This window comes from Streptomyces sp. NPDC086147, assembly GCF_040702165.1.
Lineage (GTDB): Bacteria > Actinomycetota > Actinomycetes > Streptomycetales > Streptomycetaceae > Streptomyces.
On the sequence record NZ_JBFBJO010000008.1, the window covers coordinates 259,514 to 279,635 of the forward strand.

The 20,122-nt window shown below is 74.7% G+C and carries 18 protein-coding genes and 1 riboswitch; of the genes, 7 read left to right on the forward strand and 11 right to left on the reverse strand.

Going from position 1 to position 20,122, the window contains the following annotated elements; translation table 11 throughout:
- Positions 1–59: 59 nt before the first annotated feature.
- On the reverse strand, positions 60–1,649 hold the full coding sequence (gene cobC / locus AB0398_RS20025) for an Rv2231c family pyridoxal phosphate-dependent protein CobC (protein ID WP_366376808.1): 1,590 nt from the start codon (positions 1,647–1,649) through the stop codon (positions 60–62).
- Positions 1,650–1,655: 6 nt separating this feature from the next.
- Between cobC and AB0398_RS20030 the strand changes: the two genes are divergently transcribed.
- Positions 1,656–2,384, forward strand: coding sequence for a ZIP family metal transporter (locus AB0398_RS20030; protein ID WP_366376810.1), 729 nt, complete (start codon positions 1,656–1,658; stop codon positions 2,382–2,384).
- A 2-nt stretch (positions 2,385–2,386) separates the two neighbouring features.
- On the opposite strand, the gene AB0398_RS20035 is transcribed toward AB0398_RS20030, so the two are convergent.
- The 7 genes from AB0398_RS20035 to AB0398_RS20065 form a co-directional block, all read right to left on the reverse strand.
- Entirely contained in the window at positions 2,387–3,742 is a 1,356-nt protein-coding gene (locus AB0398_RS20035) for a cobyrinate a,c-diamide synthase (RefSeq protein ID WP_366376812.1), read from the reverse strand.
- Positions 3,736–4,344, reverse strand: a complete 609-nt coding sequence (gene cobO, locus AB0398_RS20040; RefSeq protein ID WP_366376813.1) for a cob(I)yrinic acid a,c-diamide adenosyltransferase — start codon at positions 4,342–4,344, stop codon at positions 3,736–3,738. Before cobO ends, AB0398_RS20035 begins: the two co-directional genes overlap by 7 nt.
- Entirely contained in the window at positions 4,344–6,443 is a 2,100-nt protein-coding gene (locus tag AB0398_RS20045) for a putative cobaltochelatase (protein WP_366376815.1), read from the reverse strand. The genes cobO and AB0398_RS20045 overlap by 1 nt, the downstream gene beginning before the upstream one ends.
- A gap of 73 nt (positions 6,444–6,516) precedes the next feature.
- Positions 6,517–8,073: a cobyric acid synthase gene (locus tag AB0398_RS20050; protein WP_366376816.1), complete on the reverse strand. Its 1,557-nt coding sequence runs from the start codon at positions 8,071–8,073 to the stop codon at positions 6,517–6,519.
- Positions 8,070–9,041: a cobalamin biosynthesis protein gene (locus AB0398_RS20055; RefSeq protein ID WP_366376817.1), complete on the reverse strand. Its 972-nt coding sequence runs from the start codon at positions 9,039–9,041 to the stop codon at positions 8,070–8,072. Before AB0398_RS20055 ends, AB0398_RS20050 begins: the two co-directional genes overlap by 4 nt.
- Before the next feature lie 31 nt (positions 9,042–9,072).
- Positions 9,073–9,215, reverse strand: a riboswitch (cobalamin riboswitch).
- A 111-nt stretch (positions 9,216–9,326) separates the two neighbouring features.
- Entirely contained in the window at positions 9,327–9,548 is a 222-nt protein-coding gene (locus AB0398_RS20060; RefSeq protein ID WP_366376819.1) for a hypothetical protein, read from the reverse strand.
- 12 nt (positions 9,549–9,560) lie between these two features.
- Positions 9,561–10,838 (reverse strand): inorganic phosphate transporter, encoded by a 1,278-nt coding sequence (locus AB0398_RS20065; protein ID WP_366376821.1) that lies wholly within the window; start codon positions 10,836–10,838, stop codon positions 9,561–9,563.
- Between the two features lie 381 nt (positions 10,839–11,219).
- Between AB0398_RS20065 and AB0398_RS20070 the strand changes: the two genes are divergently transcribed.
- Both AB0398_RS20070 and AB0398_RS20075 read left to right on the forward strand, forming a co-directional pair.
- Positions 11,220–12,347: a hypothetical protein gene (locus AB0398_RS20070; RefSeq protein ID WP_366376823.1), complete on the forward strand. Its 1,128-nt coding sequence runs from the start codon at positions 11,220–11,222 to the stop codon at positions 12,345–12,347.
- A 295-nt stretch (positions 12,348–12,642) separates the two neighbouring features.
- On the forward strand, positions 12,643–13,962 hold the full coding sequence (locus AB0398_RS20075; protein WP_366376928.1) for a hypothetical protein: 1,320 nt from the start codon (positions 12,643–12,645) through the stop codon (positions 13,960–13,962).
- A gap of 64 nt (positions 13,963–14,026) precedes the next feature.
- On the opposite strand, the gene AB0398_RS20080 is transcribed toward AB0398_RS20075, so the two are convergent.
- Both AB0398_RS20080 and AB0398_RS20085 read right to left on the reverse strand, forming a co-directional pair.
- The gene (locus AB0398_RS20080) at positions 14,027–14,428 is read right to left on the reverse strand and encodes a VOC family protein (protein WP_366376825.1); all 402 of its coding nucleotides are present in this window, start codon (positions 14,426–14,428) and stop codon (positions 14,027–14,029) included.
- Positions 14,429–14,497: 69 nt separating this feature from the next.
- Complete coding sequence (locus AB0398_RS20085; protein ID WP_366376827.1) at positions 14,498–15,388, reverse strand: neutral zinc metallopeptidase; 891 nt, start codon at positions 15,386–15,388, stop codon at positions 14,498–14,500.
- A 314-nt stretch (positions 15,389–15,702) separates the two neighbouring features.
- Between AB0398_RS20085 and AB0398_RS20090 the strand changes: the two genes are divergently transcribed.
- The 3 genes from AB0398_RS20090 (at position 15,703) to AB0398_RS20100 (ending at position 18,838) form a co-directional block, all read left to right on the forward strand.
- Positions 15,703–17,301, forward strand: coding sequence for an ABC-F family ATP-binding cassette domain-containing protein (locus AB0398_RS20090; RefSeq protein WP_366376829.1), 1,599 nt, complete (start codon positions 15,703–15,705; stop codon positions 17,299–17,301).
- 385 nt (positions 17,302–17,686) lie between these two features.
- A complete protein-coding gene (locus tag AB0398_RS20095) occupies positions 17,687–17,908 on the forward strand; it encodes a helix-turn-helix domain-containing protein (protein WP_006123601.1) in 222 nt (73 codons plus the stop codon).
- Positions 17,909–18,037: 129 nt separating this feature from the next.
- On the forward strand, positions 18,038–18,838 hold the full coding sequence (locus tag AB0398_RS20100) for an enoyl-CoA hydratase/isomerase family protein (protein WP_366376830.1): 801 nt from the start codon (positions 18,038–18,040) through the stop codon (positions 18,836–18,838).
- Positions 18,839–18,850: 12 nt separating this feature from the next.
- On the opposite strand, the gene AB0398_RS20105 is transcribed toward AB0398_RS20100, so the two are convergent.
- Entirely contained in the window at positions 18,851–19,522 is a 672-nt protein-coding gene (locus AB0398_RS20105; protein ID WP_366376832.1) for a hypothetical protein, read from the reverse strand.
- A 93-nt stretch (positions 19,523–19,615) separates the two neighbouring features.
- On the opposite strand from AB0398_RS20105, the gene AB0398_RS20110 reads away from it, so the two are divergent.
- The gene (locus tag AB0398_RS20110; protein ID WP_366376834.1) at positions 19,616–20,104 is read left to right on the forward strand and encodes an Asp23/Gls24 family envelope stress response protein; all 489 of its coding nucleotides are present in this window, start codon (positions 19,616–19,618) and stop codon (positions 20,102–20,104) included.
- The last annotated feature ends 18 nt before the right edge of the window (positions 20,105–20,122 follow it).

Here is a 20,122-nt window from a genome sequence, read left to right on the forward strand (position 1 = left end):
CCTCCCCGGGCCCCGGCCCGTTCCCGGGAACGGGCGGCGGAGGACTCCTCGGCCGCCCCTCAGCCCCCCATCAACAGCGCCTGGTCGAGCGCCTGGAGGAAGCGGTTCGTCGTCGCCCGGTCCCGGACCGCGAGCCGCAGCCAGTTCCGGTCGAGTCCCGGGAACGTGTCGCCCCGGCGGGCCGCGAAGCCCAGCGACCGCAGCCGCTCCCGCACCGCGTCCGCCCCGTCGATCCGGACGAGCACGAAGGGACCCTCGGCGCCCGCCACCGTCCGCACCTCGTCGAACTCCGCGAGGCCGGCCAGCAGATGCGCCCGCTCCATCCCGATCCGGTGCGCCGCGTGCTCGGCCTCCGCGAGCGCCGCCCGCGACATGCAGGCCTCCGCCGCCACCAGGGCGGGCGTCGACACCGGCCACAGCGGCTGCGCCCGTTCGAGCTCCGCGACCGTGCCGGGCGCGGCGAGCACGTACCCGATCCGCAGCCCCGCCAGGCCCCAGGTCTTGGTGAGGCTCCGCAGCACCACCAGCCCCGGCACGTCCGTCCGCCCGGCCAGGGACTCCCGCTCGCCCGGCACCGCGTCCATGAAGGCCTCGTCCACCACCAGGGTCCGCCCGGGCCGGGCGAGCGCGGCGACCGAGGCGGCCGGATGCAGCACGGAGGTCGGATTGGTGGGGTTTCCGACCACCACCAGGTCCGCGTCCTCCGGGACCGCCGCCGGATCCAGCCGGAAGCCGTCCTCCTCGCGCAGCAGCACCCGCTCCACCTCGTGCCCGGCGTCGCGCAGCGCCGCCTCCGGCTCGGTGAACTGCGGGTGCACCACCACCGGCCGCCGCGCCGGCAGCGCCCGCGCGAGCAGCACGAAGGCCTCCGCCGCGCCGGCCGTGAGCAGCACCCGGTTCGCGGGCAGGTCGTGCCGCTCGGCGACCGCGGCCCGCGCGACCCGGCCGTCGGGATAGGCGGCGAGACCGGTCAGGGAGTCGGCGATGCGTCTGCGCAGCCAGTCCGGAGGCGTGTCCGTCCGGACGTTGACCGCGAGATCGATGAGTTTCTCGTCCCTGACCTCGGCGTCACCGTGGTGGCGAAGGTCGTGGGCGTCGGTATGCGTGTGCATGTCCATGGCCGCCGTCGTGTGGGGGGTGGGGATGGTGGGGGGTGAGCCAGGCTCGCCAGCGATGTACCCGTGTGACGGGGGCAACAACCGTACGGCCGGGGCGTCTTCGTGCGACCGAACCGGGACGGAAGCGGCGAGAGCGCACGTTACGCGCCGGGTTCTGCGCTTCGGCACGAGCAGCACGGCCCGCGCACGCGCCACGGGCGCCGCCGCCCCGCCCGCCGCCAGCAAGGCCCCCGCCTCCGCCACCGAGGCCGTGCCCGTCGCGGCCAGGGGCAGGGCCGACGGGTGCGGTACGGACACGGCCGCCAACTCCTCGGCCGCGAACCCCCGTACCGGCACGCCGAGGAGCGCCGCGGCCCCCGCGATCCCCGGCTCCGCCGCCCGCGCGTCGAGCGTGGCGAGGGACCGGACGGCCGCACGCGGCAGCCCCGCCTCCCGCAGGACCGCGTCCACGAGGGCCAGCACCTCGTCCACCGGGACGCCCGACCGGGCGCCCACACCGAGGTGCGCGGACGCCTCCCCATCCGATAGCAAAGCCCCATGGCTGTGGTCGTCGCGCTCGGCGCGTTCCTCATGACGCTCTTCGGAGGATGGGTCGCCGGGCGCGTCACCGACCGGCGTCACCTGGTCCTCGGACTCGCCGGCGGGCTCATGCTCGGCGTCGTCGGACTCGACCTCCTGCCCGAGGCCCTGGAGGCCGCCGGGCACGAGGTCTTCGGGGTCCCGGAGGCCCTGCTGCTCTTCGTCGGCGGCTTCCTCCTCGCCCACGCCGTCGAGCGCCTGCTTGCCGTGCGCCGGGCCGCGCACGGCGTCGGGGCCGACGAGAGGGTCCCCCAGGTCGGCATGACGGCCGCCGCCGCGATGGTCGGCCACAGCCTCATGGACGGCATCGCGCTCGGCGCCGCCTTCCAGGTCGGCGGCGGCATGGGCGCCACCGTCGCCCTCGCCGTCATCACCCACGACTTCGCCGACGGCTTCAACACGTACACGATCACGAGCCTCTACGGGAACGCGCGCCGCAAGGCCCTCGCGATGCTCGTCGCGGACGCCGTCGCCCCGGTCCTCGGTGCCGCCTCCACTCTGCTGTTCACCCTTCCGGAGGAACTTCTCGGCGGTTATCTCGGCTTCTTCGGGGGCGCCCTGCTCTACCTCGCCGCCGCCGAGATCCTGCCCGAGGCCCACCACGACCACCCCGCCCGCTCCACCCTGCTGTGCACAGTGGCGGGCGTCGGCTTCATCTGGCTGGTGGTGGGGGCCTCCGGCGGCTGACCTCACGAAACCGGACCGTCCGCGGCCGCCGCCGCGAACCGCGCCGCCGCCTCGGGCGCGCCCGCCCAGTGGGTGTGCACGTAACTGGCGTGCACTCCGCCCCGCACGAAGCCCTCCACGCGCCGCTCCGGCTGCCGCAGCCCCCACGCGGCCCGCTCCCCGGCGCCCGGCTCGATCACGGTGCGGTGGAACTCGTGCCCCCGCATCCGCGCCCCGGTCGGCGCGAGGACGCTGTCGCTGACGGCCACCGCGTCCCGGTACCCCAGCGTCAGCCGCTCCGACATGCGCGCGTCGGCGTCGAGCACCCCGCACATGGGGGTGCCGTCGAGCGACCGCGCCAGGTAGAGCAGGCCGGCGCACTCGGCCGCGATCGGCGCGCCCGAGGCGGCGAGGTCCGCCACGGCCTTCCGCAGCGGCTCGTTGGCGGACAGCTCGCCCCCGTACATCTCGGGGAAGCCGCCGCCGATCACGAGCCCGGAGGTCCCCTTGGGCAGGGCCTCGTCCCGCAGCGGGTCGAAGGTGACGACCTCGGCCCCGGCGGCGGTCAGGAGTTCGGTGTGCTCGGCGTACGAGAACGTGAACGCGGCCCCGCCGGCCACCGCGATCCGGGGCCGGCCCGCCACCGCGCGCCCCACGACCGCCGGCGACCACGCCTCCGCGGACAGCTCCGGAGCCGACCGCGCGAGCGCGAGCAGCGCCTCCATGTCGCACCCGGCCAGGACCTGTTCGGCCTGCGCCGCCACCGCCTCCACGGCGGCGGCCTGCCGCTCGGCCACCGGCACGAGCCCCAGGTGCCGCGACGGCGTCGCCACGGCGGGCGCCCGCCGCAGCACGCCGAGGACCGGCACCCCGGACTCCCCGAGCGCCTCCCGCAGCAGGTGCTCGTGCCGGTCGGTCGCGACCTTGTTGAGGATCACGCCCCCGATCCGCACCTCCGGGTCCCAGGACGCGAACCCGTGCACGAGCGCCGCCACCGAACGCGACTGCGACGACGCGTCCACGACCAGCACCACGGGCGCCTTCAGGAGCTTCGACACCTGCGCGGTGGAAGCCAGTTCGCCCTGGTCGGCGGCGCCGTCGTACAGCCCCATGACCCCCTCGACCACGGCCAGATCGCAGCCGCGCGACCCGTGCAGGAAGAGCGGCGCCACCAGGCCCGTGCCGCACATGTACGCGTCGAGGTTGCGCCCCGGGCGGCCCGTCGCGAGCGCGTGGTAGCCGGGGTCGATGTAGTCCGGGCCGACCTTGTGCGGGGAGACGGCCAGGCCACGGCCCGCGAACGCGGCCATCAGGCCGGTCGCGACCGTGGTCTTGCCCGCGCCCGAGGAGGGCGCGGCGATGACGAGACGTGCTACCACTCGATGCCCCGCTGGCCCTTCTGACCGGCGTCCATCGGGTGCTTGACCTTGGACATGTCGGTGACGAGGTCCGCGAAGTCCACCAGCTCCTGCGGCGCGTTGCGGCCGGTGATCACGACGTGCTGCTGACCGGGACGGTCGCGCAGCACCTCCACGACCTCGTGCACGTCGATCCAGCCCCAGTGGAGGAGGTAGGCGAATTCGTCGAGGACGTAGAACTTGTACCGCTCCTCCGCGAGGTCCCGCTTGACCTGCTCCCAGCCCTCGCGCGCCTTGTCCTCGTGCGACTGCTCGCCCTCGGCGACCTCGCGCTGGATCCAGGACCAGCCCTCGCCCATCTTGTTCCAGGTGACCGTGCCGCCCTTGCCGGTCTCGCCGAGCGCCTTGAGGGCGTTCTCCTCGCCGACCTTCCACTTGGCGGACTTCACGAACTGGAACACCCCGATCGGCCAGCCCTGGTTCCAGGCGCGCAGCGCCATCCCGAAGGCGGCGGTCGACTTCCCCTTGCCGACGCCCGTGTGCACCATCACCAGCGCGCGGTTGCGTCGCTGACGGGTGGTCAGACCGTCGTCAGGAACGACGGTCGGCTGTCCCTGCGGCATTAGGCGGCCCTCCTGGCTGTCCGTGCTGCGTGTCCGGTCTGTCCTGCCTGTACGTCCCTGACGAGCCCGGCGATCGAGTCGGCGCGCAGCTCGTCCAGCGTCACGGCCGTCCCGCCGAGCTCGCGCGCGAGCTGCCCCGCGAGGCCGAGCCGCACCGGGCCGGTCTCGCAGTCCACGACGACCGACGCCGTGCCCTCGGCGGCGTGCAGCCGCGCCGCGCGGGCGGCGAGCGCCACCGGGTCGCCGGCCGCCCGCCCCCCGGTCGCCCGCCCGTCCGTCACGACGACGAGCAGGGGACGGCGCGAGGGGTCCCGCAACCGCTCGACCCGCAGCACGTCGTGGGCCTTGAGCAGCCCGGCCGACAGGGGCGTGCGCCCGCCCGTCGGAAGCTGTTCGAGCCGCGCGGCGGCCGCGTCCACGGACGAGGTCGGCGGCAGCGCCACCTCGGCGTCCCGGCCCCGGAAGGTGACCAGACCGACCTTGTCGCGCCGCTGGTAGGCGTCGAGGAGCAGCGAGAGCACCGCGCCCTTGACCGCGCTCATCCGCTGCCGGGCGGCCATCGAGCCCGAGGCGTCGACCGCGAAGAGCACGAGGTTGCCCTCGCGGCCCTCCCGGGTCGCCTGCCGCAGGTCGTCGCGCCGGACCACGAGCCCCGGCCCGGTCCGCCCGCGCGCCTTCTGGTGCGGGGCGGCGGCCTGCACGGTCGCCGCCAGGTGCAGCTTGGTCAGCGCGCCCCGGGGCCGGGTGGAGCCGGTCGTACGGCCGTGCTCGGTGCGGGCCCGGGAACGGCGCCCGGCCGCGCCCTCGCCGAGACCGGGCACGCTGAGCACCTTCGTACGGAAGGGCTCGGCGGCCTTGACGGCGGCCCGCTCGCCGGAACCGGCCCCGGCCTTCTGCGGCGCGGGCTCGGGAGCCGGCTCGGACGCGGGGGCCTCCTCCGGCGCCGGTACGTCCTCGGGCGCGGGCCCGTCGCCCTGCGGCGGGATCCCGCCGCCGTCCGGACCGCCCCCGCCGTCTCCCGGACCACCGTCCCCCGGGCCGTCCGGCTCCGGGTCGGGGTCCTCGTCCGGACCGGACTCCGGCTCCTCGCCCCTGAACCGCTCCAGGGTCTCGTCGAGCTTGTCCTCGTCGAGCCCCGGCGCGTCGAAGGGCGAGCGCCGGCGGCGGTGGGGGAGGGCCAGGAGCGCGGCCTGCCGCACGTCCTCGGAGGTGACCTCGGTCCGTCCGGCCCAGGCGGCGAGCGCGGTGGCCGTGCGGGCCATGACGATGTCGGCGCGCATCCCGTCCACCTCGAACGCGGCGCAGGTCGCGGCGATCTGGAGCAGCACGGCGTCCCCGAGGGTCACCTGCGGGAGGAGGGCGCGCGCGGCGACGATCCGCTCGCGCAGCGCGCTCTCCTCGCCGGTCCAGCGCGCGGCGAACGCGGCCGGGTCGTCCTCGAAGGCGAGCCGCCGCCGCACGACCTCCACCCGCTGCTCGGGGTCGCGGGAGGCGGCGACCTCCACGGTCAGCCCGAACCGGTCGAGGAGCTGCGGCCGCAGCTCGCCCTCCTCGGGGTTCATGGTCCCGACGAGCAGGAACCGGGCGGCGTGCCGCACGGAGACGCCCTCGCGCTCCACGTGCGAGAAGCCCATGGCGGCGGCGTCGAGGAGGTGGTCGATCAGATGGTCGCTCAGGAGGTTGACCTCGTCGACGTACAGGATGCCCCGGTGCGCGTCGGCGAGCAGCCCCGGCTCGAACGCCTTCACGCCCTCCGCGAGCGCCTTCTCGATGTCGAGCGAGCCGACGAGACGGTCCTCGGAGGCGCCGACGGGGAGTTCGACCATCCGCGCGGGCCGCGCGACCCCCGGACCCGCCTCGTGCGGCCCGTCCGGGCAGCCCGGATCGGGCGAGGCCGGGTCGCAGCCGAACCGGCAGCCCGCGACCACCGGCACGGCCGGCAGCAGCTCGGCGAGCGCCCGCACGGCGGTGGACTTCGCGGTGCCCTTCTCACCCCGGACGAGCACGCCGCCCACGGCCGGGCTGACGGCGTTCAGGAGCAGCGCGAGCCGCAGGTCGTCCATGCCGACGACGGCGGTGAACGGATACCGGGTGCTCATCGGGTGGTCTCTCCTTCGGATCGTTGATGTTCGAATGACGGCGCGCGGCCGTCGACGGCGGGCGTCCCGGTCCTCACGGCGCCCCCGGCGGCACGAACGGCAGCCCCGCAGGGGCGCCCTCCTCGATCAGCCGCAGCAGCGCGTCCGTGTCCGCGTGCTCCTCGATCAGGTCGCCGAGCCGGTCGAGCTGCTCCTCGCGCAGAGTGCCGAACGACGTGTCCGGGGCCGGGACGAACCGGCGCCCGGCCGCCGCCGCGACCTCCCGCAGGAACGCCCGCCGGAAGCCGTCGCTCTCCAGGGAGCCGTGCCAGTGGGTGCCCCACACGGAGCCGACCCGGCACCCGTCCAGGAACGGCTCTCCCCCGCGTACGTCCGCGACGCCGTGGTGGATCTCGTACCCCTCGACCCGCTCGCCGAGCGCCTCGCCGACCGGCCGGGCCAGGGTCTTCTCGACCCCGAACCGCACCCGTACGGGAAGGAGACCGAGCCCGTCGACCACCCCGGCCTTCGACTCGACCTCGTCCTCGATCCGTTCGCCCAGGGCCTGGAAGCCGCCGCAGACGCCGAGCACCGGGCGGCCCTCGGCCGCGCGCCGGGCCAGGGCGTCCGCCAGGCCGCGCTCCCGCAGCCAGGCGAGCGCCTTCACGGTGCCGCGCGTGCCCGGTACGACCACCAGGTCCGCGTCGACCAGTTCCTCGGGCCGGTCCACGAACCGGACGACCACGCCCGGCTCGGCCGCCAGCGCGTCCACGTCCGTGAAGTTGGACATCAGGGGGACGGCGCAGACGGCGACCCGCAGCACGTCCGCGCCGACCGGCGGCGCCACCACCGACTCCCGGACGGTGCCCCGCAGGGAGACCCGCAGGCCGTCCTCCTCGTCGATGCCGAGCCCGTGCGCGTACGGCAGGACGCCGAAGGTCCGGCGCCCGGTCAGGCCGTACAGCATGTCGAGCCCGGGTTCGAGCAGGCTCACGTCGCCCCGGAACTTGTTCACCAGGTACCCGGCGACGAGCGACTGGTCCTCGGGCGACAGCAGCGCCGTCGTGCCGAAGAACTGGGCGAAGACCCCGCCCCGGTCGATGTCCCCGACCACCACCACGGGCAGCTTCGCGGCCCGCGCCACGCCCATGTTCACGATGTCGGTGCGCCGCAGGTTGATCTCGGCCGGGCTGCCCGCGCCCTCGCAGATCACCGCGTCGTACGTGCTCCGCAGCTCCTCCAGGCACGCCATGACCGGCTCGAACAGCTCCTTCTGCCGCCCCCCGTGCAGTGCCTTCCCGGGGGACGACCCCCCGGACCCCCCGAAGAACCCCCGGGCGCTCAGCTCGCCCACCGGCTTGCCCATCAGGACGACCTGGCTGGAGCGGTCGCTGCCCGGCTTGAGCAGCACCGGGTTCATCAGCGCGGTCGGCTCGACCCGGGCGGCCTGCGCCTGCATGGCCTGGGCCCGGCCTATCTCGGCGCCCTCGCGCGTGACGAAGGAGTTGAGGGACATGTTCTGCCCCTTGAACGGCGCCACCTTCAGACCTCTGCGGACCAGCCACCGGCAGATCCCGGCCGTCACGACGCTCTTGCCCGCGTCGGACGTGGTCCCGGCGACCAGCAGCCCCCCGCCCCTCCCGCCCCTCATGCGCTCCTCCGCTTCCCGCGCTTCACCGCGCCGGCGATCAGACGGCCGCCCGCGCAGGCGGCCAGGGTCAGCGCGGTCACCCGGCGCGAGAGCGCCACCGCCCGTTCGATGTCCGCCACCTCGACGGCCCGCCCCTCCCCGTTCAGGACCGGCCGGTGCTCGACGCGCCCGCCGTACGAGAGGGTGCCCCCGAGCCGTACGCCCAACGCGCCCGCGAAGGAGGCCTCGACCGGGCCCGCGTTGGGGCTCGGGTGCTTCGACGCGTCCGCCCGCCAGGCCCGCACGGCCCCGCGCGGGTTCCCGCCGGCGACGGTGGCGAGCGCGGCCGTCAGGCGCGCGCCCGGCCAGCCGGCCAGGTCGTCGAGGCGGGCCGAGGCCCAGCCGAAGCGGCGGTACCGGGGGGACCTGTGGCCGACCATCGCGTCCAGGGTGTTGACGGCCCGGAAGCCGACGAGCCCGGGCACGCCCGCGACCGCGCCCCAGAACAGGGCGCCGACCACGGCGTCCGAGGTGTTCTCGGCGACCGACTCGACGACCGCGCGGGCCATCGCGGGACCGTCCAGGGACTGCGGGTCGCGCCCGCACAGGTGGGGCAGCCGCTCGCGGGCCACCTCCAGGTCCCCGGCGGCCAGTGCCCCGCCGATCGCGCGGGCCTCCCGGCCCAGGGTCGTCCCGCCGACGACGGCCCACACGGAGGCGGCGGTCAGCGCGACGGCGGCGGCCGGCCGGTCCCGCACGGTCCGGGCGGCGAGGGCGCCGAGGGCGGCGGTGGAACCGGCGCAGACGGCGGTGTGCAGGGCGCCCCAGCCGCGGTGGTCGTGGTGGAGGCGCCGCTCGACGGCGGCGGCGGCCCGGCCGAACGCGGCGACGGGGTGGCCCCGGCGGGGGTCGCCGAGGAGCAGGTCGACGGCGAGGCCCGCGGCCGCTCCGTACGCGAAGACACCGGTGGCTCTGGGACGGCCGGGCATGGCGCTGTGTCCTCACTCAGGGTCCGCGCCCTGGATCGACGTGACCGGCGGCGAGAGTTCCTGACTCCCGGACCCTCGGATCCGGTCACAGTGGCGGGACCGCGCCGGATTCGCACCGGGCTTCCTCTGCTGCCGCCGTAATGGCCTCGGCAGTCCACCACGCCCCGAGAACAAGCGTCAACCCAGCCTTGACCTGCGGCGGCGCACTGTGCGGAGCACCACAGAAAAGAGCCGGGCGGTCCGCACCCGAAGGTGCGGACCGCCCGGCCGGTGGAGCGGGGACCGTCAGACGACGATCAGGTAGATGCCGTACGCCACGGCCGCCAGGCACAGCCCGAAGCAGGCGTAGGCGCCGGTGCGGGCCAGGGCGGCGGAGCCTCCCCGGGCCACGGCCTCCTCCTGCTTGGTGAGGCCGACGATGCCGAGGGTGAAGAGGCCCACCAGGGCGACGGTCGCCACGAGGCTGACGCCGAAGACGGAGCCGAGGGCTGCCCAGTCGATCTTCATGTGGTTCTTTCCTTAGACCTTCGCGGCCGGGGCCGGGGGAGCGGTCGGGTCGGTGGGGGCCGGGGCGAGGATGGTCGCCTTGAGGTTCTCGTCGGTGACGGCGGCCACGGAGCCGGCCGGCGGCGGCGGGGTGACGGCCGCGATGGCGGTGGTCACCACGCCCGCGGGCTCGGCGTCGGAGGCGTCGAGGTCGTCGGCCGTGACGTTGTGGTGGTCGACCGGCTTGCGGCGGGAGAGCGCCCAGATGACGGCCGAGCCGGTCACGAGCAGGACCGCGACGGCGGCGATGCCCCAGGGGCCCTGCTTGGTGAGGAACTCGGCGCCGGCGCCGACCAGGCCCGCGGCGGGCAGGGTCAGGCCCCAGGCGACGAACATCCGGGTCGCGGTCGACCAGCGGACGACACCGCCCTTGCGGCCGAGGCCGGCGCCCATCACGGCACCCGAGCAGGACTGGGTGGTGGAGAGGGAGAAGCCGAGGTGCGAGGAGGCCAGGATGACCGTCGCGGCGCTGGTCTGGGCGGCGAAGCCCTGCTGCGGCTGGAGGTCGGTGAGGCCCTTGCCCATGGTGCGGATGATGCGCCAGCCGCCGAGGTAGGTGCCGAGCGCGATGGCGACACCGGCGGAGACGACGACCCAGAGGGGCGGGTTCGAGCCGGGGGCGACGACGCCCTGGGTGACCAGGGCGAGGGTGATGATGCCCATCGTCTTCTGGGCGTCGTTGGTGCCGTGGGCGAGCGAGACGAGACCGGCGGAGGCGATCTGGCCGGCCCGGTAGCCCTTGGCCGTGGCCTTCGCCTCGGGGTTCGCCTTGATCCGGTACGTCAGCCTGGTCGCGAACATCGCGGCGAGACCCGCGACGAGCGGCGCGGCGACGGCCGGGATGAGGACCTTGGTGACGATGGTGGGGCCGTTCACGGCCGACCAGCCGGCCGACATGACCGCGGCGCCGATGAGGCCGCCGAAGAGCGCGTGGGAGGAGCTGGACGGGAGTCCGAGCAGCCACGTCAGCAGGTTCCACAGGATGGCGCCGACCAGCGCGGCGAAGATCACCTCTGTGCGGATGCCCTCTTCGTTGATGATCCCGCCGGAGATCGTCTTGGCGACCTCCACGGACAGGAACGCGCCGACGAGGTTGAGCACGGCGGACATGGCCACCGCCGTCTTGGGCTTGAGCGCACCGGTCGAGATGGTCGTGGCCATCGCGTTGGCGGTGTCGTGGAAACCGTTCGTGAAATCGAACACGAGAGCTGTCACGACCACAATGGCGAGCAGCAGCGTGATGTGTTCCATTTACCCAGGCAATCGTTCGACGTCAGTGGCTGGTCGAACGTAAGCAACCTGGGTGAACGGAAGATGAACTGGGTCGGGCGGCGTGGTGTCCCCAACCGGTGTCAAGAGATTCCGCTCGGCCCTCCGGAGCGGTCCGCGAGCGACGCCGTCCACGATGCGGTCACCCTGCGACCCCGGGTAATCCGGGCCCGCGCAAGGCCTCGGCGGCCCGCCCCGGTTCCTCCCCCGCCGTCCCGTTCCGCTCCCCGGACCGGACCACCCGACCGGGGGACACCGCCGAGGAGAGCCGCGTCACTCTCCCGGGGTGCGCCCCGGGCGCCGGAACGCACCCCTCCGCACCTTCCGGTGGCACCCCGGTCCCGTCCTGCGGACACTGGGGGTGTGCGCCCGGCTACAGCGACGGCAGCGGCCGTCACCACCCTGCTCGGTGCCGGCGCGGCCGCGGTCGCGGCCGGCCGGTACGCCAGCGACCTCGCCCTCAGGGCGTCGTCCGTCCGCCCCCTGCCCGGCGATCCGAGACTGACCGTGCACGCCGCGGGCCCCGACCGGATCACCCTCACCCGCAGCCTCGCCTCGCTGCGCCCCGGCACGTACGGCATGGAGGGCCACGGACTGCACGCCGTCCTCGGCCCCGTCCTCGACCGGGCCCCGCACACCGCCGACACCGCCGTCCGGCGCCTGGAGCGGGTCGAGCTCGGTGCCCCCGGGCCCGGCGCCCGCGTCCGGCTCACCCCCGCGCTCCACCGGGGCACGCCCACGAGCGCCCTCGGGCTCGACCACGAGGACGTGGAGATCCCGGGCGAACTCGGCCCCCTGCCCGCCTGGCTCGTGCCCGCGCCGCGCACCACCTGGGTGATCGCCCTGCACGGCCTCGGCACCACCCGCGAGCACCCGCTCAACGTCGTCCCCTTCTACCACCGGCACCGGATCCCGGTCCTCGTCCCCGCCTACCGGGGCGACGAGGGCGCGCCGCCCTCCCCGGACGGCCTCGCCCACCTCGGCGACTCCGAGTGGCGCGACGTCGACGCCGCCCTCCGCTACGCCGTCCGCCGCGGCGCCCGGAAGGTCGTCCTGCACGGCTGGGGGCCCGGGGCGTCGATGGCCCTGCGCGCCGCCGCCGCGTCGGGGGTGCGCGACCGGATCGCCGGCCTCGTCCTCGACTCCCCGGTCCTGGACTGGGAGGTCACCCTCCGCAACCTGGCGTCGGCCCGGCACGTTCCCGGATTCCTGATGCCGCTCGCCGTCCGCGCGGCCCGGGGCAGGACCGGCCCGCACGGCGACCTCCTCCAGCTCGCCTCGGCCCCCGGCGCCCTGCGCGCCCCGGTCCTGCTCTTCCACGGCCCCGAGGACGCGATCGCCCCCTGGGAGCCCTCCGTCGAACTCGCCGCCCGCCGCCCCGACCTGATCAGCCTCAAGACCGTCCGCGACGCCCCGCACGCGGCGATGTGGAACCCGGACCCGGTCCGCTACGAGGAGTCCCTGCGCCGCTTCCTCGTCCCCTTGCTCTGAGCCCCCTGCTCCGAGGCTTCCCCGGCACCTTCTCCACACCGCCCGGGAGTGCCCGACCGGAGGACCTTCGCCCGGTCTTTCCGAACCCTCCGCGAGGCCTCCGTACGGTCTTCGCGGGCCCTTCGCGGACCCTCCGCGGACTCCGTTCCGACGGCGCGGCCGGTTCCGATTGGGCTTTCGGGCCGTCAGCGGGAAGACTGCTCCCGTGACGTCTCGAAAGCCCGATGAACCATTGGCGCGCAACTCCAGACTCCGACTCGTCCGCCCGCGGTCGCTGGCCACCGCCCGCCGGGCCGTGACGACCCGGCGCACCCGGCCGGCGCCGCGGCCGCCCGAGGGCACTCCGCCCCGCGCGGAACTCGCCCGCCAGGCCCGGCACGTCCTCGCCGACGCCGTACGGATCGCCCGCTGGGCCGCCGTCGAGGGCGGCGCCCGGACGGCCCCCCGCACCGGCCCCGGCGCCGTCCCCCCGCAGGAACGGGCCGCCGCCGCGCTCGACCTGACGCCCGGCCAGGTCCGGGCCGGCTGGGACCGCGCCCGGCTCGCCGGACTCGTCGAGCTCCACGGCGACACCGCCCGCCCCGGCTGGCGGCTGCACGCCTGGGACCGCGACGACTCCGCCGTGCTGCGCGGCTGGGTCGCCCTCTTCGACGCCTGGTCCCTGGTGCACCCGGCCCCCGAGGGCGTCGCCCCGAGCGCCGTCGCCGAGGTCGTCGAGGCCCTCCCGCAGGTGCTCTCGCTGCTCCAGCTCTCCCAGGGCCCGGTCCTCGTCCCGGCCCTCCTCGACCTCCTCGGCCAGCGGGTCGAGGAGCTCCGCGGGGAGCGCTGCGAGGTCCCCGCGCCCGAACAGGCCCCCGAGGCGCCCGCCGAGGACGGCGCCGACGGGCTGCCCGCCCTCCTCGACTGGGCCCTGGAGGGCCTGGCCGCCGTCGGCGCGCTCACCCTGGACCTCGGCGCCGGCGAGCGCCACGCCACCCTGACCCCGCTCGGCAACTGGGCCGTGTGGGTCAAGCTGGAGCAGATCTGCGTCGCCGCGCAGAGCCCCGCCGGCAACATCGAGCAGTCCGCCGGGGACATGCTCCGCGGCTGCGCCCGGCTCACCCCCGGCCCGGCCCGCGACGAGTACCGCGCCTGGCTCGCGGCCCGCACCCTCTCCAGCGCCGTGGCCGAACTCCTCGCCGTCGCCCGCGGCGAGGACGCCCTGCTGCGCGGCCTCGCCTTCGAGGCGCTCCGGGTCGTCGGCGCCCCCGCCGAGGCCGAGGTCCGGGCCACCGTCGCCGAGCCCTCGCTCCGCCCGTACGCGCTGCTCTGGCTCGCGGAGTACGAGGGCGCCGACCCGGACGACGCCCAGGAGGTGCTGACCCGGGAGGAGGCCACCTGGCTCTGGGTGGACACCGCCGCGGCCGTCGCCGACCACGGCGAGAGCGCGCTGCTCGTCCGCCACCTCGACTCCGCCGTGCAGGGCACCGTCCCCGCGCTGCTCGACGAGATCAGGGCCGTCGGCCACCCCCGTACCGTCCAGGTCCTGGTCGCCCTCGCCGCCGCCCACCCGGACCCGGCCCTGGCCAAGGCGGTCCGCAGGGCCGCGTTCCAGGTGCACACCGGGGGCGCGTGACCCACGGCGCCGGGGCGCCGGGGGCCTCCGACCGGTGCCCGGGACGGGCGCCCCCGGCGCCCGGCTACTCCGCCGAGCCGGGGGCGTACGTCCCGAAGCTCCAGATGTTGCCCTCGGCGTCCCGGGCCATGTAGTCCCGGGCGCCGTACTCCTGGTCCGCGGGCGGCGTCAGGACCTCCGCCCCGTGGGCGACCGCGCGCGCGTGGTGCTCGTCCACGTCGTCCACGTGCACGAAGACGCCCGCGGGACCGGCGCCCGCCATCGCCCTGTCGAACGCGCTCCCGGTGCCCTTGCTGCCCAGCATCACGACGCCGTTCCCGAAGGACAGCTCGGCGTGCACGACGCGCCCGTCCTCGCCCTCGTACACACCGGTCGCGGTGAAGCCGAAGCCCTCCGTGAGGAGCTCGATCGCCGCCTTCGCGTCCTCGTACAGCAGCGTCGGACAGATGTGGGGTGCCCCGGTCATCCCGACCACGTCCTCTCGAATTCGGTCGCGTGTGATCCAGGTCTCATTCTCACAGCCGCCACCGACAACTCAGCGGAAGGTGTCGCACCGGGCCATGTCGCCCGTCTCGTACCCCCGGTAGAACCACTGCTGCCGCTGCGCCGCCGAGCCGTGGGTCCAGCTCTCCGGCGTCACCCGGCCCTGGAACCTCTCCTGGATCCGGTCGTCGCCCACCGCGGCCGCCGCGTCCAGGCCGTCCCGGATGTCCTGGTCGGTGAGCTTCGTCAGCAGCAGCCGGCCGGTCTTCTCGTCGGGCGTGGTCGTCGCGTGCCGCGCCCACACGCCCGCGTAGCAGTCGGCCTGGAGCTCGACCCGCACCGCGTTGGAGTCCGCGCCGGTCCGTCCGTCCTGGGCGCGGCCCAGGGTCCCCATCAGGTTCTGCACGTGGTGGCCGTACTCGTGCGCCACCACGTACGCCTGGGCGAAGGGTCCGCCGCTCGCCCCGAACTTGGTGCGCAGCTCCTCGAAGAAGTCCAGGTCCAGGTAGACCTGCCGGTCGCCGGGGCAGTAGAACGGCCCCACCGCCGAGGTCGCCGTGCCGCACGCGGTCCCGACCCGCTGGGTGAAGAGCTCGGTGGGGGCGGTGCTGTAGGTCCCGCCCCGGCGCCCGTACTCGCTCCGCCAGTAGTCCTGCACGCTGTTGACGACGGCGACGATCCGGCAGTCGTCGCGCGTGTTGGCGTCCGAGCCCTTCCTGCAGACCTGGTCCACCTGGGTCGCCGAGGACGAGGTCGCGGCCGGCTGGTCGCCGCCGTCCGAGAGCCCCAGCTGGTCGGGGCCCACGCCGAAGAACAGCCCCAGGACCAGCGCGACGAGACCGATGATCCCGCCGCCGATGGTCGCCCCGCCGCCCGGGATCCGGCTGCCCCGGGAGTCATTGACCTCCGAGGTGTCCAGATCGGCGTCGTCGTCGAACTGCACGGTCCACCACCCTCCGCTGTCCGCCGGGCAGTGACCGCCGCCCTGCGCCGAGTATCGGACGCCCGTGTACCCGGCGCTTCTTTTGCGAAGCGCCGGTGGGAGCGGCGGGTGGGGGAGGCCCGGACGGATGCGGTCCGCCGGGAGCGGCGGGCGGAGGGGAGGCCCGGACGGAGGCGCTCCGCGCCCCGTACGGCCGAAAAGCATTTGCAGGGGCCCGTTAGACTGGCCGTATGGCCATTCTCCCCGTGCATTAGCGGCGTCGAAGCCCTCCACCCCGTCCTTCCGCCGTATCCCCACCGCCCTGGAGTCTGTCCGTGATCACCGCTTCCGGCATCGAGCTGCGCGCCGGCGCCCGCGTCCTCATCGAGTCCGCTTCCTTCCGCGTCGCCAAGGGCGACCGCATCGGCCTGGTCGGCCGCAACGGAGCGGGCAAGACCACGCTCACCAAGTGCCTGGCCGGCGAGGGCCAGCCCGCCGGCGGCACCATCGCCCGCTCCGGCGAGGTCGGCTACCTCCCGCAGGACCCGCGCACCGGCGACCTCGACGTCCTGGCCCGCGACCGCATCCTCTCCGCCCGGGGCCTGGACACCCTCCTCAAGAAGATGCGGATGAACGAGGAGCGCATCGCCACGGGCAGCGGCGCCACCCGCGACAAGGCCCTGCGCCAGTACGAGCGCCAGGAGACCGAGTTCCTCACCAAGGGCGGTTACGCGGCCGAGGCCGAGGCCTCCACCATCGCCGCCGCCCTCGGCCTGCCCGACCGGGTCATGGGCCAGCCGCTGCACACCCTCTCCGGCGGTCAGCGCCGCCGCGTCGAGCTCGCCCGGATCCTCTTCTCGGACGCCGACACGCTCCTCCTCGACGAGCCCACCAACCACCTCGACGCCGACTCGATCATCTGGCTGCGCGACTACCTGAAGACCTACCGCGGCGGCTTCATCGTCATCTCCCACGACGTCGACCTGGTCGAGACCGTGGTCAACAAGGTCTTCTACCTGGACGCCAACCGCTCCGTGATCGACGTCTACAACATGGGCTGGAAGCTCTACCAGCAGCAGCGCGAGGCCGACGAGAAGCGCCGCAAGCGCGAGCGCCAGAACGCCGAGAAGAAGGCCGCCGCGCTCAACTCGCAGGCCGACAAGATGCGCGCCAAGGCCACCAAGACCGTCGCCGCGCAGAACATGGCCAAGCGCGCCGAGCGGCTGCTCTCCGGCCTGGACGCGGTGCGCGCCTCCGACAAGGTCGCCAAGCTGCGCTTCCCCGAGCCCGCGCCCTGCGGCAGGACCCCGCTGACGGCCGAGGGCCTCTCCAAGTCGTACGGCTCGCTGGAGATCTTCACCGACGTGAGCCTCGCCATCGACAAGGGCTCGCGCGTCGTCATCCTCGGCCTCAACGGCGCCGGCAAGACGACCCTGCTGCGCCTGCTCGGCGGGGTCGAGCGGCCCGACACCGGCGAGGTCACCCCGGGCCACGGCCTGAAGCTCGGCTACTACGCCCAGGAGCACGAGACGCTCGACCCGGACCGGACCGTCCTGGAGAACATGCGCTCGGCCGCGCCCGACCTCGACCTCGTCGACGTGCGCAAGACGCTGGGCTCGTTCCTCTTCTCCGGCGACGACGTCGACAAGCCGGCCGGGGTGCTCTCCGGCGGCGAGAAGACCCGGCTCGCCCTGGCGACCCTGGTCGTCTCCTCGGCGAACGTGCTGCTCCTCGACGAGCCCACCAACAACCTGGACCCGGCCAGCCGCGAGGAGATCCTCGGCGCGCTGCGCACGTACAAGGGCGCCGTCGTCCTCGTCACCCACGACGAGGGGGCCGTGCAGGCGCTCGACCCGGAGCGGATCATCCTGCTCCCGGACGGCGTCGAGGACTTGTGGGGCGCGGACTACGCGGACCTGGTGGCCCTGGCCTGAACCGCCGGGGCCCCGCGGTTCCCCGCGGAAACCCCACGGGGACCCCTCCCGGCCCCGGAACGATCACTCGGGGCTGGATCATTCGGCTCATGGGTGATCCTTCATCTGAGTGAGTGCGTCTCGTACCCGTCGGCGCGGTGCTCTGCTGAATCCTTCCGGCAGGCCCGCGCCCACGTGTGTCCCCGGCCCCCCGCTGACCTGGCACTTCCCGCTCCGCCCGGTACAGGGACGGCTTTACCTGAGACCGGAATAAGTGGTTCCGGTCGTGGCGAAGCGGTACTCGTCCACCAACGAAGCGGCACGGACCTTGTCGAATGGGTGGCCAGGACGGACGGGAGGGGTGATCATGAGAAGTCCAGAGCGCACTTCCCATGAGGAGGCACGGGTGGCCGAGACTCTGAAGAAGGGCAGCCGGGTGACCGGCGCCGCGCGCGACAAGCTCGCGGCAGACCTGAAGAAGAAGTACGACTCCGGTGCGAGCATCCGGGCGCTGGCCGAGGAAACCGGCCGCTCCTACGGATTCGTCCACCGGATGCTCAGCGAGTCCGGAGTCACGCTGCGCGGACGCGGCGGGGCGACCCGGGGCAAGAAGGCGGCCTCGGCCTGACACAGGGGCGGCCCGACCGGGCCACCGGGTCTCCCGGTGGCCACCCGGTCGGCCCTGCGGCCTACCGGGTGGTTACTGTGCAGTCACTTAGCATCGGATGCAGTGCTGCACCGGAACCGGAGGCGCCCCATGACTACGCTCGACGACTCTGAGCTCGTATTCGACAAGGACGGTGTACGGCTCACCGTCGAGGACGCCGTTGCCACGGTGACCTTGACCAATCCGGCGAAGCGCAACGCCCAGTCTCCCGCTCTGTGGCGGGCGTTGACGGAAGCCGGGCGGTCGTTGCCGGGCAGCGTGCGGGTCGTGGTCCTGCGCGGCGAGGGCAAGTCCTTCTCCGCCGGGCTCGACCGGCAGGCGTTCACGCCTGAGGGCTTCGACGGCGAGCCTTCCTTCCTCGACATGGCGCGGGGGTCCGACGAGGACCTCGACGCCGTCATCGCCGAGTACCAGGAGGCGTTCACCTGGTGGCGCCGCGGCGACCTCGTGTCGATCGCGGCCGTCCAGGGGCACGCCATCGGCGCGGGCTTCCAGCTCGCCCTCGCCTGCGACCTGCGGGTCGTCGCCGAGGACGTGCAGTTCGCCATGCGCGAGACCAGCCTGGGCCTCGTCCCCGACCTCACCGGCACGCACCCCCTCGTCTCCCTCGTGGGCTACGCCCGCGCCCTGGAGATCTGCGCCACCGGACGCTTCGTGCACGCCGACGAGGCCGAGCGCACCGGCCTCGCCAACCTCGCCGTGCCCGCCGACCAGCTCGACGCGGCCGTACGGGACCTCGCCGCCGCCCTGCTCGCGGCGCCCCGTGACGCGGTCAACGAGACCAAGGCGCTCCTCCAGGGCGTCTCCGGCCGCTCCTACGAGGAGCAGCGCGTCGCCGAGCGCGCCGCCCAGGGCCGCCGCCTGCGCGACCTCGCGGGCCTCGGCGACTGATCCCCGCCGCCCTCAGCGCAGTTCCGACACCAGCACCGTGACCGCGGTCGCCCCCTCGGCGGCCGCGGTCGCGGCGCTCCGGGCGGCACGGGCCACGTCCAGCGGACGGCGGCCGGCCGTCACGGCCAGCTCGACCCGCAGCGCGTCCCCGCTCCGGCGCACGGGCGGCCCCAGCGCGTCCGTCACCCCCGCCACCCCCTCGACCCGCAGCACCGCCAGGGCCACCGGATCGTCCGTCGCCGGGGAGGGCCGCCCCGGCGGGGGAGCGGCCGGCTCCTCCTCCGGCGCCGCGTCGAGCAGCTCCGTCACCCGCAGGTCCGCGGCCGTCACCGGGAGCCCGATCCCGTCCGCCGCCCGGAGCAGGGCCGCCCGCAGCTCCTCGGACACCTCCGGCAACGGCCGGCCCGCCACCGCCCCGAACTCCGCCGCGATCCGCAGCGGGCCCGGCGGCAGGGCGCCCGGCGGAGCCGGAAGCGGCTCCGGACCCGGCTCCCCGTCCGGATCGGGTCCGACCCGGATCCTGCCCGGCACCACGCCCCGCACCGCCCCGGCGGCCCCGTCGAGGACCTGCCGCGCCGCCCGTTCCGCGATCCAGGCGCCGTCCTCCGCCGTGCCCAGGGGCAGCAGTCTGCCCGGGGCCAGGCGGTCCCGGACCGCCGCCGTCCAACCCTCAGCCGTCGTCATTCCCCCAGACTGCCGCATTGCGGGAGCGGATTGGGGAAAGCGCCCTTAGTGTGATCGAAGAACCCCGAAATAACCCAGAAGGGGCGAAACCTGATGACGGACACCACCCACACCGGAGACTCCGGCACGGACGAGGCACGTCGCACGTCCGTGGCCAAGCGAGGCGGTGGCCCCGCCGCCACCCGAGGCAAGACGACCATCGCCGACGGTGTCGTGGAGAAGATCGCCGGCCTCGCCGCGCGCGACGTCGACGGCGTCCACGCTATGGGCAGCGGCCTCTCCCGCACCTTCGGTGCCGTACGCGACCGGGTCCCCGGCGGGGGCGGCGGCAAGGCAAACGCCACTCGCGGGGTGAAGGCCGAGGTCGGCGAGGTGCAGACCGCGCTCGACCTGGAGATCGTCGTCGAGTACGGGTACGCCATTTCCGACGTCGCGGGCAATGTCCGGGAGAACGTCGTCAACGCCGTGGAGCGGATGACCGGTCTCGAGGTCGTCGAGGTCAACATCGCGGTCAGCGACGTGAAGCTGCCCGACGACGAGGACGACGACGACGGCGACGACGACCAGCGCCGGCTCCAGTAAGAGGCCCGTCGACCCCGG